The organism is Acaryochloris sp. IP29b_bin.137, assembly GCF_028285745.1.
Lineage (GTDB): Bacteria > Cyanobacteriota > Cyanobacteriia > Thermosynechococcales > Thermosynechococcaceae > Acaryochloris.
Window position 1 is genome coordinate 1 of the sequence record NZ_JANQOP010000259.1, and the last position, 18,617, is coordinate 18,617.

Sequence of the window (18,617 nt, forward strand, 5' to 3'; positions counted from 1 at the left end):
TATTAAGGCGATTGCGGGGTTGAGAGTACCTGAAGAGGAGGAAATCAAGGGGCTCGATATCAGCGAGCATGGCATGGAAGCCTACAGTGGCTTCCTCAAAGAATCTTAGATTTATGAGTTCTCATCTCTGAATAGATAAATTTAAATCCCGTTTGGGATGCAATAGTCCTAGAGCCGTATGGAAAACTCTAGGACTTTTTTGATCTTCCTTCTTGAACCTTGGAATGACAGGGCAGTGTTTTTTTGTGAATTCAGAACCATGTGGTTTGCATGACAGTCAGACCGAACAAGAGCTTCAACTACAAGCAATCCCAGTTCCAGTTAGGTCGATTTTCTAGGTTCTGCGACGGAAGAGATCAAGGAAGAATAATGGTTTTAGTAAACTCAAGCAAAAGTAGCTTCTGTATTCGTCAGATAGTCTGGATAAGTTGCCAAGAGGACCTTTCAAGAAAAGTTTGATTTTTTTGAAGTTTTATTACAGAATTAATATATTGATTTTCATAAACTTATATCAATATAAGTCTAGATATAAATCTATATAAGTTTTTCTTTTAAATCTAGTAATACTCGTGCTCCAATTTCTAGCTCAAACTGCCTGGTTTATCCCCTGCTACCCTCTGATTGGAATGGTGCTTTCCCTGCTGTGGACACCCTCCATCATTCGTCGTACGGGGCCACGCCCCGCAGGTTATATCAATCTGATGACTACCCTGTGTGCTTTTTTACATGGGGTGCTTAGCTTCCCAACCACTTGGCATCAACCGCCCCAATATCTCAATATTAGTTGGCTAGAGGTATCGGGGTTAACCCTCGATATTCCTCTGGAATTGTCAACAACCACGATTGGAGCTGGCTTGGTCATAACCAGTCTGAATCTATTGGCTCAGATCTATGCTGTTGGATATTTAGAGATGGACTGGGGGTGGGCTCGGTTCTTTTCCTTGATGGCTTTGTTCGAGACGGGGATGTGCTCCCTAGCACTCTGTAACTCCCTATTTTTCAGCTATATCATTCTGGAAATTTTGACCTTAGCGACTTACTTGATTGTCGGCACTTGGTTTAATCAGTCTTTAGTTGTGACGGGGGCTCGAGATGCTTTTTTGACTAAACGAGTCGGGGACTTATTCCTTCTAATGGGGGTGTTGGCGATCTTCCCCTTGGCAGGTACTTGGGATTACCGAGGGTTGGGGATTTGGGCACAAACGGCGACGGTTGATCCAACATTAATGACTTGGTTAGCACTGGGCTTGGTGGCTGGTCCAATGGGTAAATGCGCTCAGTTCCCTCTACACCTATGGCTGGATGAGGCGATGGAGGGTCCAGTCCCAGGCACCATTTTGCGAAATTCTGTGGTGGTGTCTACTGGAGCTTGGGTGCTGATTAAATTGTCTCCCGTGATCAGCCTTTCGCCCATTGCCCTGACCACCATGATTGGGGTGGGTTCAATTACGGCGATTGGTGGCAGCCTGATTGCGATCGCACAGATTGATATCAAGCGAGCCTTATCTTATTCCGCCAGTGTGTATATGGGCTTGATCTTTATTGCCGTAGGCACCCAGCAGTTAGATGCTGCCCTACTCTTGATGCTGACCTATGCCTTAGCCATGGCACTCCTAATTATGAGTACGGGGTCAATTATCTTAAACACCATCACTCAAGATTTAACGCAGCTGGGCGGTCTTTGGAGTCGCCGTCCGATTACCGGACTGTGTTATTTGGTGGGAGCGGCAGGCTTGATTGGAATTCCTCCTCTTGGGTCCTTTTGGGCGTTATTGGAACTGTTAGACGGCCTATGGGTTCAGCATCCCTTGCTAGTCGGGGTTGTGGTTTTAGTCAATGCCTTAACTGGGTTGAGTATTACCCGTGAATTTGGTCTGATTTTTGCTGGAGAACAGCAACAAATGACGGTGAGAGCGCCTGAAAACTTCTGGCTGGTTACCTTGCCAACCGCCTTGCTAGCAGGGGCAACGCTGCATTTGCCGATTATCTTGCAGCGTTTAGGATTACTACCTCAGTGGTCAGCATTGAATCATGCTGCGGGCTTACTTCTCGTGGTTTCCAGTATTGTGGGCTGCAGTGTGGGGGTTTGGTTATATGTGAGCGATCGCATGACGAAACCCGTCCAACTCCCTTGGGTTTCCGTTCAAAACTTCTTTGCCTTCGATATGTACACCCCGACGTTGTATCGCTCCAGTATTGTCTCAGGAGTAGATGGGATTTCTCGTCTCACCGACTGGCTGGATCGAACTGTAGTAGATGGGGTCGCTAACTGGATCGCTCGCACCTCCGTCAATAGTGGCGAATTGCTGAAGTATGGAAACTTTGGTCAAACTCAGCTTTACTTGCTAACTATCATCTCCGGTGTATTTGTGATCACCCTGCTGCTGCTGCGATCTCTGCTTTAAAAAGTCCTTTTTATACCTTACTTCTGCCGTTCGTTTAATAACTACCCTTCTCATGCTGAGCGTTCTGATCTGGTTTCCTTGTTTCGCCGCAGTCATTATTGCCTTACTCCCAAAGTCCCTTGATTTAAAGCGGGTGCGCTTATCGGCCTTATGGCTGTCGGGTATCACCCTGCTGTGGACCATTGGGCTAGTGATTCAATTCGATCTCAGTAACCCGTTACTCCAGTATCAAGAATCCTTACCCTGGCTGTCAGATTTGGGGTTGGACTATCAGCTTGGGATAGATGGACTTTCCTTGCCTTTGCTCATCCTCAATAGCTTGCTCACTTGGCTAGCCATCTACAGTAGTCGTATCGATACCAAACGCCCAAACCTTTTCTACGCATTGATCTTATTGATCAGCGGCGGCGTTGCTGGGGCTTTTTTGGCGCAGAATCTACTCTTGTTTTTCCTGTTCTATGAGGTGGAACTCATCCCCTTCTATTTGCTGATTTCGATTTGGGGAGGCGCCCAGCAAGGAAGTGCGGCCACCAAGTTTTTACTCTATACCGCTACGTCAGGGGGCCTTATCCTCGCCGGATTCTTAGGCTTAATTTGGTTTAGCGAAGCCTCTAGTTTCGCCTATGACCTTCTCTTAGGGCAGACCTTACCGCTCAATATTCAGTATGTGTTGTTGGTGCTGCTATTGCTGGGGTTTGGGATCAAAACCCCTCTTGTACCGTTACATACCTGGTTGCCTGATACCTATGTTGCGGCGTCTACGCCTGTTGCCATGCTATTAGGAGGTGTACTAGCCAAACTCGGAACCTACGGTATTTTTCGATTTTGTATGCCGCTTTTCCCAGAGGCTTGGAGTAATCTCTCCCCTTTGTTGGCGACCTGGGCAGTGGTCAGTGTTTTATATGGTGCTCTGGCGGCTATCGCCCAAAAAGATATCAAACGGATGGTGGCCTATAGTTCAGTCGGACATATGGGATATATTCTGTTAGCCGCCGCTGCCCATACTCAGCTCAGTATTGTGGGAGCTATTTCCCAAATGTTTGCCCACGGTTTGATCCTGGCACTTCTCTTTCATCTGGTCGGTTTGATTGAAGCGAAAGTGGGTACCCGTGATTTAGACGTCCTGAATGGCTTGATGAATCCAGTTCGAGGATTACCTTTGGTGAGCGCTCTACTAGTGCTCGGGGGAATGGCGAGTGCGGGGATTCCTGGCCTAGTTGGGTTTATCGCAGAATTCCTGGTCTTCCAAGGCAGTTACGCCGCATTCCCCGTTCAGACCTTACTCAGTGTGGTTGGTACGGGACTAACCGCCGTCTATTTTGTGATTTTGTTGAACCGAACCTGCTTTGGTCGTTTAGACAATAGTCTGGCTTACTTTCCCAAAGTGCATTGGGATGAGCGCGTTCCCGCTTTAATATTGACTCTCCTGATATTCATCTTGGGAATCCACCCAACATGGCTCGTCCGCTGGAGTGAGCCTACCACAACATACCTCGTGGCAGAAGCCCACTTATCCACGCCTGCCCCCCAATCCATTATGGCGAATGCAGAGTTCCACTAACCTGACTACCCCTTAAAATCCAGGTTTTACGACGACCTTAAATAACCTTCTGATCAATTTTTGTCCTACCTATGAACGCTGTAACTCCGACGCCGACAAAACTCCCGCCCTCCCAACATGAATTTGCCGAGATTATTCATCGTTTGGAAGCGGGGGGAGCCATGCTGCCAGATACCCCTGAAAATCTCAAGCAGATCATTGGTATCTATAAAGCCTATGCAGTCCCCATGGACTTTTACTGGCGGAACTTGCTCTATATTGCAGAGCGGGTGTTCTTAAATCCTTTGCCCGCATTCAAATATTTTCTACCCCAGGACTATCTCGATCGCCATAATCACTACGCGGGTGAGGACGCCGATCTTCGCATTTGGCGAGGAGAAGCAACAGCCCATCCAGAATTGTTGGAATTTATGGAAAAGGGAGAGGTCAAGCGCAAACTTCCCAAGCTGCTCCATCATCTTTGGCATGACCGCATCAATATGGAGTTTGCAGAAGCCTGTATGCGCGCTATGTTTTGGCATCGCAACATGGGCGGACAGTTTGATCCCTACCTTGATACAGAGGAGTATGTTGCTAATGCGGATCGGGCGATCAAAGCCTACTTTAAGGGGAATCCCGTGATGTTGGGACTCTATAAACTATTCCCTGACATGTTTATAGAGCAAGTGCGGCAGTTATCTTACTATTCCAACTTGGGACTGTTTTGGGAAGTGATGGCTCCCGTTTTCTTTGAGATGTCCGATCTCTACGATGAAGGCAAGATCACAACCGTGCCAGAAGCAATGAGTTTTCTGGTGAATGGAATTTTCGCCATAGCGGGTCGTCCGATTTACCACCATGTCTATATTCGGGGTGAGTGCTACGAGATTATCCCCAAATCCAAGGGCTTTATGTGGTTATACGAAGCTGCTTTACCGTATGTTGAAGCGGTGTTTTATCGCACCTCGCCGTTCCGGGGAACCAAATCCTATAATGCCCAAGCCAAACAGGTGCCTGAGAATCAGGATGACTTTCACTACGGGATTCTCTACGCTGATGTTTTTCCCGTTGGCTCGGCGGGGATTCCTCCGACTTTACTGATGCAAGATATGCTTCATTTTCTCCCTCCCTATTTAGTGGAGTATTACCAGCAGTACTGCCGAGGTGGAGACGATACGTTAATTCAATTGGGTGTGACCTTTCAACGATCCATGTACTGTGTAACTTCAGCCGTCATTCAGGCCTTGCGCCAGGCGCTGCTATATCCCCTCGATGACCCTAATCCGGAACATCTTCAGGCCAATCGGGCGTTTTTCGAGGCTCAGCTTAATCGACTAACCCGACCTGAAGCCCGGTTACGGGATATTCAAAGTCAGGATTATCGCTAATCTTCTGGCTCGCTCTTTTTTGACTCAGTCGCGACAAAGAGTCGCGATTGATTGGAGAGGCCCCCTCTAACCCTTTTCACCGTTTCAATTCATGGAGTCTAGCTAAATGGCCGATATTGTTGATATTGCTGTTGGATCCGAGGATTTTTCAACATTAGTTGCGGCGGTGCAAGCAGCGGGGCTGGTTGAGACCTTAAAAAGCCCTGGACCGTTCACCGTTTTTGCCCCCACGGATGCAGCGTTTGCCCAGCTTCCGGCTGGCACGATTCAAACACTCCTGCAGAACATTCCTCAGCTCAGCCGAATTCTCACCTTTCATGTGACGCCGGGTAAGTTAACACAAGCTGACTTACAGGCACTCGATTCAGTCGTGTCGGTTGAAGGCTCCCCCATTCCAATTCAAAAGTCGGAAGGCTTTGAAGTGAAAAATGCCACGGTGGTGGCAGCAGATATCGAAGCCGACAATGGCATTATCCATGTCTTAGATCGAGTCCTCCTGATGGGGTAATTTAACAGGCTTAAGCAGCGTTATGCAGCTATTTCATACAGAAATAGCTGCATAAACAGTCCCGAATACAGCGTTTATTTGGCCGCTAACTCGGTCAGACGAGTGAGGACCTGATTAGAACGCTCTGTAAAAGATTGCATCCCTTCCGCATCAAACCCTTTCTGAGCCATTAAGGCTAAATCATAAACATGGTTGCAGATTTGATTGGCTAATTCGGCTGAAGGGGATTGGCCCTCCGCCTGAACCACGCCACCTTGGCTCAAGGTCATCAAATTTTGAATCAATGGATGGGAGGTATTCACCAACAGCGTATGCTCGGTAGGAAATTGCATGGCTTGCTGTTGCATCATCGCCATCATCTCTTGCATACGGCGCGCTGATTCAGGTAACAACACCATTGCAGGCGGTGCACCTTGGGGGTTATCTGATTTCAGGGCCTCAGTTCGAATCGTCAGATTAGGTTTGTCCAGAGACGCCTCGAATAACGCCTTAATCACTTCACTGCGAGTTTGATTGGTGGTGGGATCGACAATTTCAGCCGCTTGATCCTTATCAATCAGTGTTTCATCTAAATCAGCGTCTACACGGGCAAACTTAACGTCTGTGTACTCTCGCTCTAGGAATGGCACAAAATGAGTATCAATGAAAGTATCCATATACAGGACTTCTAGACCTTGGCTCTTGAGTAAGGAGACATAGGTAGCCTGATTCACTTCATCGGTACAGTAATAGACTTGATTTTCATGCCGTTCTTTGTTCCGCTCCAAATATTCTTTCAAAGTGGAGTGGGGGGGCTCCGAAGAGGTTGCAACTGCATCGGAAGGCTTATCCGCCCAAGCATCATCTTCAGTGTCCCCTGAACTTTCGGCAGTGGGCTCTTGCTCTTCTGTGGCTGCAGGGAGTTCTGCGGTTGTCCGATAAATCAGGATGTCTTCCACCTGTTTTTTGAACTTGTCGTTGTTGATGGAGCCAAACTTGACGAAGGTGCCAACATCTTGCCAGCAGCGGATATAAGCATCTTGATCGTCACGATAAAGTGCTTTGAGACGATCCCCCACTTTCTTGGCAATGTAATCAGCAATTCGACGCACCGTGCGATCGTTTTGTAAAAAGCTACGGGAAACATTAAGGGGAATATCGCTGCTGTCAATCACACCTTGAAGGGGCATCAAGAATTGTGGAATGACTTCTTCGCAGTTGTCGCTAACAAATACTTGATTGCAGAACAACTTAATTTGGCCTTTTGTAACATCAATATCAGGCTTCAGTTTGGGAAAATATAAAATGCCATTGACGATGAACGGATAGTCGGTATTGAGATGTACCCACAGCAAAGGATCTTCTTGGAAGGGATATAGATACCGATAAAACTCTAGATAGTCTTCGTCAGTCAGATTGCTGGGGGACTCTTTCCAAGGAGCCTTCTGCTTATTGATTTGCTCCTCCCCTAGCTTGATGGGAACGGGCATAAAGTCACAGTAGGTCTTGACCAAAGACTTGATCCGGGCTTCTTCTAGATATTCTTCCTCTTCCTCCATCAACGTGAGGGTGATTTTGGTCCCGCGCTGATTCCACTCAGAGGCTTCTAGTTGATAGTCAGTGTTACCTTCGCAGGACCAATGAACGGCTTCAGCCCCTTCCTTGTAGGACAGCGTATCGATTTCAACTTTCTGCGCCACCATAAAGGAGGAATAAAAACCCAAACCAAAGTGTCCAATAATGGCTTGATCACCACTGGCTTTATACTTCTCAACAAATTCTTCGGCACTGGAGAAGGCCACCTGAGTAATATATTGCTTCACTTCATCAGCAGTCATACCGATGCCATTATCGGTAATACTGAGCTGCTTTTTGTCCTTGTCAATCGCAATAACAACTTCAGGTTCCCCCACTTCACCGGAGTATTCTCCTGCCATCGACACCATCTTCATCTTCTGCATGGCATCTACTGCATTTGAAACAAGTTCCCGCAAGAAAATCTCATGGTCTGAATAAAGCCATTTTTTGATTATTGGGAAAATATTCTCGGTATGTATCGAAATTGTGCCTTGTTCCAGCATAGTCATTGGTATCCGTTTAGGCGGTCTACAGTAATTTCATCTTTTCCCTTAAAATATCGCATTATCTTTGGCCCTATAGGTACTCTAATGTAAGGGGAGATCCCCGACGGTATTGGATTCGGATATCCCTACCTGCGGTCTTTACTGGAAAATAATCGGGAATAAGACCATGACTCAAGGGCTAGTTATCGTTATGGCTGAGTTGTAAGGATGACTTTAAAGGTGTTGGTGCAGACTGATTGGAACGGGTTTCGTCAGTACAATACTGTGCAGTGGTTACCTCTTATCTTGCCCAGACGATTTGTTTCTTGGAGTGGATACTCGTTCTTTTTTCTATTAAGAATGAGCACAATATAAAGTCACCTGGCTGAGTTTGGCACCTATACTGCAATCCGTTACATGGGAGAAAAAATATTCTTCAGAAATACGGAAACACCTCATTTCAGGTTCTAATTTATCTACAGAGATAGCAAATTTATCCAAAAACTTGAGTAAATATTAGCTTTACCTAGAGAACAAAACCTTATACTAAGAGGAGTCAAATAAAGGTTTTTTTGAACTAAAGGGTTAGATACTGGGTTCATCCCAGGCCATCCCAATTAGAGAGCCCAAATGACGACCTTGTCAAACATCACCACAAAATCAAATATTTTGGTTGTCGATGATTCGGCAGAGAACTTACGTATTCTCTCCAGCATGTTGACAGAAGAAGGGTTTGCAGTCCGTTGTGCCCGTGGGGGCTTAATGGCCCTGACAACGCTGCAAAGTACTCATGCCGACCTTATCTTGCTGGATATTAAAATGCCACAGATGTCAGGTTATGAGGTTTGTGAACATCTGAAAGCGGATCCAGCAACTCGTGAAATTCCAGTGATTTTTATTAGCGCGCTTGATGAAGCAGTAGATAAGGTCAGAGCGTTTCAATTAGGAGGAATCGACTATATTACTAAACCCTTCGAGTTACCTGAAGTGCTTGCTCGCATAGAAAATCAAATTACGATTAGTCGACTCAGAACACAACTCCAAAATCAGCAACGAAAACTCTTGAGACAGAATCAGGAATTAATGCGTTCAAATCGAGAGCTAGAGCAGCTAGCTCATGTCATGTCTCATGATCTAAAGCAACCCCTACAGAGTTTTTTATTTGCGATTGGCCTGGTCGAACAATGTTGTCAAAACAATACGAATCCCAAAGTTTTTGAATATCTCAAACGATTAAGGGATACAAGCGGAAAAATGCAAAAGCTGATAGACGCTTTGCTTGATTATGCTCGTGTCGGGAATGAAGAATTAGCGATTGAGGAAATTGCATGTGATGTAATTTTGGCAATGGTTTTAGACAATCTCCAAGTTGAGATTTCTCAGCAATCGGCGGTCATTCATTATGATCCACTTCCGACTGTTTTTGCCGATCGAAATCAAATGATGCAATTATTTCATCATCTGATCTCTAATGCCCTCAAGTTCCAATCTAAGGGAAATAAACCTGAGATAAATATTACGGTCAGTCTCCTGCCTCAGGACATTGCGGATAGTATGGCGAATTTTACTTATTCCTCATTGGCTAACTTTGAAAGACCCGATACTCATCCGCCTCAGCACTATTTGTTTGGAATCCACGACAATGGAATTGGCTTGAAGGCTGAGGAAGTAAATTTGATTTTTGAGATATTTCAAAGACTGAACTCTGACAACTATTCAGGAACTGGAATGGGGTTGGCTACCTGCAAGAAAATTCTAGAACGACACAATGGTCGGATTTGGGTGGAATCTGAACTGGGGAAAGGAACAAATATATATTTTACTCTTCCTCAAGCATCGACTTAATAAGGGGCTTGTCAGTGATCTGCCCAGACCGCTTGTTCTGAGATAGTTAGCTTCAACTAAAGAATTAATTTTCTATTAATCAAAAAAAATATCGATAATTCTATATTCAGATTGTATTTAATAAATTCACTAGACATTAATATCGCTTGAAAAAGTGACATTAGTTTGCTTTTATAGCAGAAGTTTGAATGAGTTATTAATAAGCCTATTCTTTTGGAATGTTCTTTCAAGCTAGTTGTTTTATATAGGTTATTGGGTATGCAGTTAGCTCAACAGTTCTCTTCTGCCTCAGAATATATAACCAAAGACGATGTTGTAGGGTTTAGTATCACTGATGATGGGAGGATCACTCACTCTGGCGTCTCTGGTGCTGACTCTTGGTCCGTATGCAGAAAGCGAACTTTAGCATCAGACTATTCTCTACCCATCATGTGGCCTCACTGGAAGGTTAATTTGCAAGAAGCGAGTGAGAACAGTATTCCAGGTCTAATGTCATCCCTGGCTACAACTCTGTCTGATCAAGCGATCTTCATGGAAGATATTCACAACATCAGCCCCCCATCCGTTGTTAGAGTTGCTGCAGTTCTAACGGCAAATCAGGAAGTCACGCCTAGCAATGATCCTCAAGCTAGAGGTACGTCTGTTTTACAGCTAAATCAGGCTGGAAATGCCTTGAGCTACAAACTCACTGTCTTTGGTTTAGATTTTGGCCACTTTATCGGAGACGGAACCCCCTTTACTTCTGATATAGGTGATGATGTCACTAAAGTTCATATTCATAGTGCTATCAGAGGCGAGAACGGCCCATTAGCATTTGCGCCTATCGATTTAAGCGATTCGTTGATTGATAATCAAGATGCAGATGATTTACGGATTGTCCAAAATACAGATGGTTCAGTCACTTTAATGGGGCGCTGGGAAGTTTCTGATCCAGCGTTGATTTCTCTAAGTGAATTTGTTGAGGATTTACAGACAGTAGAAGCGGGGGGTGAGATCCCTTTATATTGGAATGTCCATACTCAAGGCTCTCCTAGTGGAGCCATTCGGGGCCAGTTCCTAGAGCGGGGGTTGCAGCCCCCTGTCAAACTTTCTGCCAATTTAACAACCAGCCAAGAAGTCTCCCCCAGTAATAACCCAAATGCATCTGGGACTTCGACTCTGGCTCTGAATGAGGCTGGGGATGCATTAAGGTATACACTCACTGTGTTTGGATTGGATTTTGGCCAGTTTATTGGAGATGGAACACCCTTCACGTCTGATACGAGTGATGATGTGACCAAGGTGCATGTCCATAATGGCATCAGAGGGGAGAATGGTCCGTTAGCGTTTGCGCCCATCGATCTAAGCGATTTATCTGTCAATGATCAAGATCGGGATGACCTACAGATTACCCAAAATAAAGATGGCTCTGTTACTTTGCGAGGTATCTGGGAAACCTCTGATCCGGCTGTCATCCCACTCAGTGATTTTGTGAATGATATTCGGGAAAGGGAGGTCGGCCAAGATGTCCCCCTGTATTGGAATATCCATACTCAGGGTTCTCCTGACGGAGCTATTCGAGGACAGTGGCAAGTCGATTCTTTAACCAGGGACCACTTCCCTCACTGTTGGACGACCGCACCTCAACAGAGGCATTTACTAAAAAGCCATGGCTATGATCGATTGATAGCTGAAGCGCATCTTGCCAGTGAAAATATTGGCGAACATTTTCACTCCTCTGACTACGGAGCGATAGGTGCGGTTGATCTGAGTTCGGCAACTAATCTGTCCGTAGATGTTTTGAAGAATGACGGACTAATGGTTAGTTTCAGTAGCTGTGATGTGGTTGATTTATTGGAGATATAGCAGTCGCCATGCTATTTAGGACAAGGGGGCTAGCAATAACAGTCTTATACTCATCATTGAAACGTCTTGCAAGAAGTGGCGACTGCTATATAACCCCTTTTCACCACCTCTGGAGCTGATGGCGTCTTTGCTTATGGGTTAGAGAATGCCGTGGGATCTATTGAATGCTGCGGGATCTGTTTCTGAATAGAGCGGGTTGGTTATGCTCCGTCTTCATCAATGACGGCATTACGATCTAGGAGGAGTAAGTTACGGAGTTGATCCGTATCGAGTTCGGTCAACCAGTTTTCCCCCGTTCCCACCACTTGCTCGGCGAGGGCTTTCTTACTTTCTAGCTGTTCATGAATTCGCTCTTCCAGGGTGCCTGTACAGACGAATTTATGGACTTGAACATTGCGTGTTTGACCAATTCGGAACACTCGGTCAGTAGCCTGATTCTCCACTGCAGGATTCCACCAGCGATCGAAGTGAAAGACATGGTTCGCTCGAGTAAGGTTGAGGCCCACTCCACCGGCTTTAAGGGACAAAATGAATAGCCGCGGCCCCTGAGGATCATGTTGAAATCGATCAATCATGGCTTCGCGTTGTTTTTTGCTGGATCCCCCGTAAAGGAGTAGGGTTTCCCGCTCTAGTCTGGACTCTAAGTATGTTTGCAGCAGCTTACCTAATTCAGCAAATTGGGTAAAGATTAAGGCTCGATCTCCCTCATCTAGCAACTCTTCCAGCATTTCATTGAGACGTTTGAGCTTGCCGGAGCGCTGTAGTCCAAGATCTAAATGCTCCTCATGCAGAAACTGGGCGGGATGATTGCAGATTTGTTTCAGTTTGACCAACGTTGCGAGGATAATGCCTCGGCGCTGAATGCCTTTGGCAGCGTCTACTGCGTCTAGGGATTCTTGAACAACGGTTTGGTAAAGTTCTGCCTGTTCGGGGGTCAAGCTACAAAAAACCGTCATTTCCTGTTTTTCGGGTAAGTCTTGAATAATGTCTCTGTCTGTTTTGGTACGCCGAAGAATAAAGGGTTGAACGAGCGATCGCAACGTCGTTAACGATGCAGTATCGCCGTATCGCTCAATGGGAGTCGCAAATCGTCGTTGAAAAAAGGGTTTTGGCCCTAAATAACCCGGATTTAGAAAGTCTAAGATTGACCACAATTCAGTTAGACGATTTTCTAACGGCGTCCCCGTCAGGGCTATGCGGATGTTGGCCTCTAAATTGCGAACGGCTTTAGATTGCCGAGCCTCAGCATTTTTGATGTTTTGGGCTTCATCCAGGACGAGTCCTTGCCAAGCTTGTACAGCGAGGGTCTTCTCATCTCGATAAACCAAGGGATAGCTGGTAATCACCAAATCTAAAGACTTGATTTTCTTGAGGAAAGGCTTGCCCTGCAATCGCCCCGATCCATGGTGAACCATGACTTTTAACTCTGGCCCAAATCGGTGCACCTCCCGTTCCCAATTGCCGAGAACAGAGGTCGGGCAGATCAGTAGCATTGGCCCCGCTAAACGGTCCTCATTTTTTAGGTGTAGTAAATAGGCAATAAACTGCACGGTCTTGCCTAATCCCATATCATCCGCCAAACAGGCCCCTAAGCCCCATTGCTCTAGAAAAACAAGCCAGCCCACCCCTCTGGCTTGATAAGGTCGTAAGCTCCCCTTAAATCCAGAGGGTTCAGCGATAGGTGTTAGGGTTTGATTGCCATTAAGGGTACTCAGCAAGGATTCTAGAGAACCAGACGCTTCAAAACGAACCACTGGCAGCTTATCTATGATTAACGTGTCCCCAGTACTCATGCGCAATGCGTCTTCTAAAGACAAGCCGGTTTGATTCTGACGAGCGCTAAAGAAATTCTGGGCCGCCTTGATGTCCTGAGGTCGAAATTCTACCCATTCCCCATTAATCTCAACCAAGGGTGAACCTTGAGCAACCAGCCGATCAAATTCCGATTTTGATAAAGTTTGCCCCCCAATCGCCAGCTCCCACTGAAAGTTGAGTAAGCTGTCTAACCCTATCGACTTTGCACTCCGAGTTTGCGTCGCAGCCTTAATTTGCAGTCCCAGTCGATTTGCCATGGCCTTTTGATTGGACAAGCTGGCGGGCAGAAGGACGCCAAAGCCACTATCTTCCAGTCGCCAGGCCGCTGCTTTTAAGAAATCGTAGGCCTGCGTGGGTGATAAGCGCATATGGGTCGGTCGTGCCCCCTGCAAGCTTTCCTCTAAAAGCGGATAAACCCGTGACGCCAGTCCCAAATCTTTCAGCAACGTCTCTTGAGGACGATCAATCCTGCGCCCCAAATAGTCAAGTTGTTCTGACGTTGTATTCCAGACAACTTCAGCAGTGACCAAAAAAGATGGGTCATCAGCAGCTTGGAGAAAATACTCTATCGACCAACTGGTCGCATTATTCGTTGGGACTTGCAAATTAAAGCAAGCTCGATATTGTTGCCCCTGTAGGCTTTGGGCAATCGGTTGTAACCATTGGTCCAGTGCTTCAGACCAACTGGAACAAGCTGCTTTCGTGTCATTCACAAGGGACTCAGAAGTTGCAAGGGCGGATAGCCATTGTTCAAAAAGCGGATTAATACCTGCTTTTTGCATTGAAATAACAAGATCGGCATCAATAGCATTTCGAATCTGTTGATCAATTAAATGAGTAAGGAAATCAATCAGTAAATGTCCAGACAGTGCAGGCAAGTTAACAACAGGACACTCGATTTTTTCGAATGGATAAAACTGGCAGGTTTGGGGCATTACTTGAGTAAATTGTTGGAGCCGCCTCCGATCCGTTGCACTGTCCAAAATGGGTTGCCAAGAAAACTGGCAGGTGTTGGCGGTTAGGGGATGAACTGAGGGGATGAACTTGGTTCGAGTCAGTAAATCCAGACTCCAGCGAGCCACATGACACCAAAAGGGGAGTTCTGGGCCTAAAAAAGAATCTTCGATTGCCGCCGTATGCAAGGGCAATCCGGCTAAAAACTCAAGGGTTTGCTCAGGGGATAGGGCCAGTCCAGACACCACAAACGGATAAAGATGGATAGGGGCTTCAACCTCCAGTTCCGACGATGAATGGAAGGGCAACCACCTGCCATTATCTTCTTGAGCCGGAATGACGATCGTTTGAGCGATCCAAGCTGCTGGGGCAGACGGGATTTGAGACTGAGCTTTTTTCGATTGACGTTTGGGGGGGGAGGCGGCGGTAGAGGCTAAGGTTTGTGAAAGGACGAGTTGCTTAGATGCTTGCAGAGAATATAAAAAATCACTCAGTTCTGTCGCGTTGAGGGATAGAGGATGAACCGGAATATCATTCGATCGTTTTCGCGTCTTTGATGTTGGACTCCGCCAGGTTTCAGCCCAGATAAAAAACGTACCATTTAGCAGCGGTCCTGCGGCAGCCTGGGAAGGGAGAACTGCATCTCCATTTTGAGCTGAGGCAGGTCGCCAACTCCCATGCAAAACAGCCATTTCTTCAACCTCTCTAAACAGAAAAAAAAGTCACATTGATGCCCTAGCAATGATTCAAGTTGACCCACGATTTGTGGGGATTAGGGTCATGTTGGCGCGACTTTTGCATCATGAACCAAACGAGATTGAGTGAATCGGATGCGGTAGACTCGCTACTTTTTCTGGACGTTTGTTGTCATTATGCACGTTCTTCGCCGAACTCAAGCTCAACAAGTCCAGGCGAACATCTCTTACCTATGCTACAGGGTGAACTTGTCATCTGGATATCCTTTTTGAAAGTCAGTTGGGACTCACTCCAAAAGCCATTTGAATTGAGTCGGGTAAAGCAAGCTGTTCGCCAACAATGTTAGGATTGCCACAGAAAAAAAAGGACAAAACAATAAGTTAAGGACAAGTCACTTAATGTCAGAAGTTATTAAGTCAATCTCTGTTGATGGAAGAGAAATAAAGCTCACCATTGGCCGATTCGCTCCACAGGCAGGTGGGTGTGTACTCATTGAATCAGGTGAAACCTCTGTTTTGGTTACAGCGACACGTTCTACAGGCAGAGAAGGAATCGATTTTTTACCACTCCTCGTTGATTACGAAGAAAGACTGTATGCTGCAGGCCGAGTCCCAGGCGGGTTCTTGCGCCGAGAGGGGCGTCCTCCTGAAAAGGCCACGCTTACTTGTCGTTTAATCGACCGACCGATGCGGCCCCTATTTCCCCAATGGTTGCGGGATGATATCCAGATTGTGGCCACGACCGTTTCGATGGATGAGCAGGTTCCACCGGATGTGCTAGCGGTGACGGGGGCGTCCGTCGCAACGCTGCTCGCCCAAATTCCATTTAAGGGACCCATGGCAGCAGTTCGCGTGGGATTAATTGGTGATGACTTTATTATTAATCCCACCTATGAAGAAATCTCCGAAGGGGAACTCGACCTGGTTGTGGCTGGTTCTCCAGATGGGGTAATTATGGTCGAAGCAGGGGCGAATGAAGTCCCTGAGCAAGACATGATCGAAGCCATTGACTTCGGATATGAGGTCGTCTGCGATTTGATCAAAGCCCAAAAAGAATTATTGGCAGAGTTGGGCATCGAACAAGTTGAAGAAGCAGCGCCTGAGACGGATCCAACCTTAGAAAACTTCATCCAAGAACGAGTAACAACAGATATTAAGGATGTACTCGCCCGGTTTGAGAAAGATAAAAATGTTCGTGACGCTGCGTTAGATGAAATAAAGGATGCTGTCACGGTTGCCATCGAAGAGCTTTCTGAAACCGATCCCGTCCAGATTGCTGCAACTGAAAACCCCAAAGCTGTTGGTAAGGTTTTTAAAAGTATTACTAAAACCCTTATGCGTCAGCAGGTCATCAAAGAAGAGGTTAGGGTGGATGGCCGTAAGTTAGATGAAGTTCGCCCCATCACTTGTAATGTCGGGGTTTTACCTCAACGGGTTCATGGAAGTGGTTTATTTAACCGTGGTTTAACCCAAGTTCTATCTATTGTGACCTTGGGAACCCCCGGAGATGCACAGGAAATGGATGATCTTCATCCCGATAGTTCTAAGCGGTATTTACATCACTATAATTTCCCACCTTACTCCGTTGGTGAGACTCGCCCCATGCGCTCTCCTGGTCGTCGTGAAATTGGTCACGGCGCCTTGGCTGAAAGGGCTTTACTTCCTGTTTTACCCAGCAAGGAAGACTTCCCATACGTGTTGCGGGTGGTATCTGAAGTCTTATCGTCCAACGGCTCAACGTCCATGGGATCCGTTTGTGGATCAACCCTATCCCTAATGGATGCAGGGGTACCCTTGTCAAAACCTGTAAGTGGGGCGGCAATGGGTTTGATCAAAGAAGCAGATGAGGTCAAAGTGTTGACTGATATCCAGGGTATTGAGGATTTTCTGGGAGATATGGACTTCAAAGTGGCTGGAACGTCCGATGGAATTACGGCGTTACAGATGGATATGAAAATTACGGGATTATCCATGAAAGTGGTGTCAGATGCCATTCATCAAGCCAAACCAGCTCGTCTTCATATTCTCGAAAAGATGATGGCTGCCATTGATAAGCCCCGCGAGACAATGTCCCCCTATGCGCCACGATTGCTAACGATCAAGATTGATCCTGAACAGATTGGCATGATTATTGGCCCCGGAGGTAAGACTATTAAGGGGATTACCGAAGAAACGGGGGCCAAAATCGATATCGAAGATGATGGTCGCGTGACGATTTCTGCAGTAGATGAGAAGGCTGCGACTCGGGCACGCCAGATCATTGCCGGGATGACCCGCAAGCTAGCTGCTGGAGATGTGTTCCTGGGTAAGGTGACTCGGATCATTCCGATTGGGGCCTTTGTAGAAATAGCTCCCAGTAAAGAAGGTATGATTCATATCTCTCAACTGGCAGATTATCGAGTCGGGAAAGTAGAAGATGAAGTCTCCGTTGGTGATGAAGTGGTGGTTAAAATTCGGGAGCTCGACAACCGGGGCCGAATTAACTTGACTCGCTTGGGAATTCATCCTGAGGAAGCCGCGGCGGCTCGTGCAGGTGGCGCTGAGTAATTTGTTTACTGGCCTTGAGAGATGCTGTGGCATTTCGCTGCAGCATCTCTAGTTTTATCCGGCGGAGGGCTGAAGCCCGAAATCTGCGATCGCGCTCCGCTACCGACAAAGTTGCCAGCTCTTCAAGCGTCGGGGCAACGTTCTCAGGATAAGGCTGAAAATCTGGGATATCCGTTTCTTGGGAAAATCGCTGATTCCAAGGACAAACATCCTGGCAAATATCGCAACCGGCAACCCAACCTTGTAAATTCTCAGCAATCTCGTTGGGTAATTTAGCCTCACGATTTTCAATGGTGTGGTAAGCAATACAGCGATTGGCATCAACGACAAAAGGCTCACGAATCGCATCGGTTGGACAGGCAGTTATGCAGCGGGTACAAGAACCACAATGCTGAGTATGGGGACGATCAGGCTCTAAGTCCAAATTAGTGAGAATTTCTCCTAAAAAAAGCCAGGATCCATAATCCCGCGAAATTAAGTTGCTGTGCTTACCAAGCCAACCAATTCCAGCACGTTCCGCCCAAACTTTATCCTGCACGGGGCCAGTATCAACATAATAACGAGCTTGAATGGTGGGTTCTTGAGCTTGCATCCACAGCGCTAAAGCCTTTAAGCGGCGACCGACAACACGATGATAGTCTCGCCCCCATCCATAACGCGAGATTTTGGCAAACTTTTGCCCTGAGGGTCGTTTATGAGGCGTATAGTAATTGATGCCTACACAGATAACAGAACGAACACCGGGCATCACCTTGAGGATGTCTTGCCGCCGGTGATCCGACATCCATACCATATCGGCATGATATCCCCGGTTCAACCACCGTTGTAACGAAGGGGGTGACGTTGGATCTCCCTCCTGCCATGGGGATACTTGAGCTATCCCTACCTTATGACATCCTAAAGCGATAGCTTGCTGCTTCAAGATCTGACTGGTGATATGCCGAGCCCTCATCAATTCAATTAGATCTCCCATCAGTTTTCCACTAGACCGCTGGCAAAATTAGATGTGTGGCAACTACCCAAACGATTCCTT

General features: G+C 46.6%; 10 protein-coding genes. 7 read left to right on the forward strand and 3 right to left on the reverse strand.

The window, feature by feature from the left end:
- The first annotated feature begins 569 nt into the window (after positions 1-569).
- The 4 genes from Q0991_RS18395 to Q0991_RS18410 all read left to right on the forward strand — a co-directional run bounded on the left by Q0991_RS18395 (position 570) and on the right by Q0991_RS18410 (position 5,841).
- On the forward strand, positions 570-2,405 hold the full coding sequence (locus Q0991_RS18395; RefSeq protein WP_299491138.1) for an NAD(P)H-quinone oxidoreductase subunit F: 1,836 nt from the start codon (positions 570-572) through the stop codon (positions 2,403-2,405).
- Between the two features lie 52 nt (positions 2,406-2,457).
- Positions 2,458-3,966, forward strand: a complete 1,509-nt coding sequence (locus Q0991_RS18400) for an NADH-quinone oxidoreductase subunit M (protein ID WP_299491140.1) — start codon at positions 2,458-2,460, stop codon at positions 3,964-3,966.
- Between the two features lie 71 nt (positions 3,967-4,037).
- Positions 4,038-5,333 (forward strand): CO2 hydration protein, encoded by a 1,296-nt coding sequence (locus Q0991_RS18405; RefSeq protein WP_299491142.1) that lies wholly within the window; start codon positions 4,038-4,040, stop codon positions 5,331-5,333.
- 106 nt (positions 5,334-5,439) lie between these two features.
- Positions 5,440-5,841 carry a fasciclin domain-containing protein gene (locus Q0991_RS18410; protein ID WP_299491144.1) on the forward strand — a complete coding sequence of 134 codons (402 nt, stop codon included), beginning with the start codon at positions 5,440-5,442 and terminating at the stop codon, positions 5,839-5,841.
- Positions 5,842-5,915: 74 nt separating this feature from the next.
- Here the strand turns inward: Q0991_RS18410 and htpG are convergent, their stop codons facing one another.
- Positions 5,916-7,907 (reverse strand): molecular chaperone HtpG, encoded by a 1,992-nt coding sequence (gene htpG / locus Q0991_RS18415; protein ID WP_299491147.1) that lies wholly within the window; start codon positions 7,905-7,907, stop codon positions 5,916-5,918.
- Between the two features lie 606 nt (positions 7,908-8,513).
- On the opposite strand from htpG, the gene Q0991_RS18420 reads away from it, so the two are divergent.
- Complete coding sequence (locus Q0991_RS18420; protein WP_299491149.1) at positions 8,514-9,728, forward strand: response regulator; 1,215 nt, start codon at positions 8,514-8,516, stop codon at positions 9,726-9,728.
- Positions 9,729-10,157: 429 nt separating this feature from the next.
- Positions 10,158-11,573, forward strand: a complete 1,416-nt coding sequence (locus tag Q0991_RS18425) for a CHRD domain-containing protein (RefSeq protein WP_299491150.1) — start codon at positions 10,158-10,160, stop codon at positions 11,571-11,573.
- A 200-nt stretch (positions 11,574-11,773) separates the two neighbouring features.
- On the opposite strand, the gene Q0991_RS18430 is transcribed toward Q0991_RS18425, so the two are convergent.
- A complete protein-coding gene (locus Q0991_RS18430; protein ID WP_299491152.1) occupies positions 11,774-15,034 on the reverse strand; it encodes a DEAD/DEAH box helicase in 3,261 nt (1,086 codons plus the stop codon).
- Positions 15,035-15,436: 402 nt separating this feature from the next.
- Between Q0991_RS18430 and Q0991_RS18435 the strand changes: the two genes are divergently transcribed.
- On the forward strand, positions 15,437-17,584 hold the full coding sequence (locus tag Q0991_RS18435) for a polyribonucleotide nucleotidyltransferase (protein WP_299491154.1): 2,148 nt from the start codon (positions 15,437-15,439) through the stop codon (positions 17,582-17,584).
- Here the strand turns inward: Q0991_RS18435 and queG are convergent.
- The gene (gene queG / locus Q0991_RS18440; RefSeq protein ID WP_299491156.1) at positions 17,517-18,557 is read right to left on the reverse strand and encodes a tRNA epoxyqueuosine(34) reductase QueG; all 1,041 of its coding nucleotides are present in this window, start codon (positions 18,555-18,557) and stop codon (positions 17,517-17,519) included. The genes Q0991_RS18435 and queG overlap by 68 nt on opposite strands.
- Between the last annotated feature and the right edge of the window lie 60 nt (positions 18,558-18,617).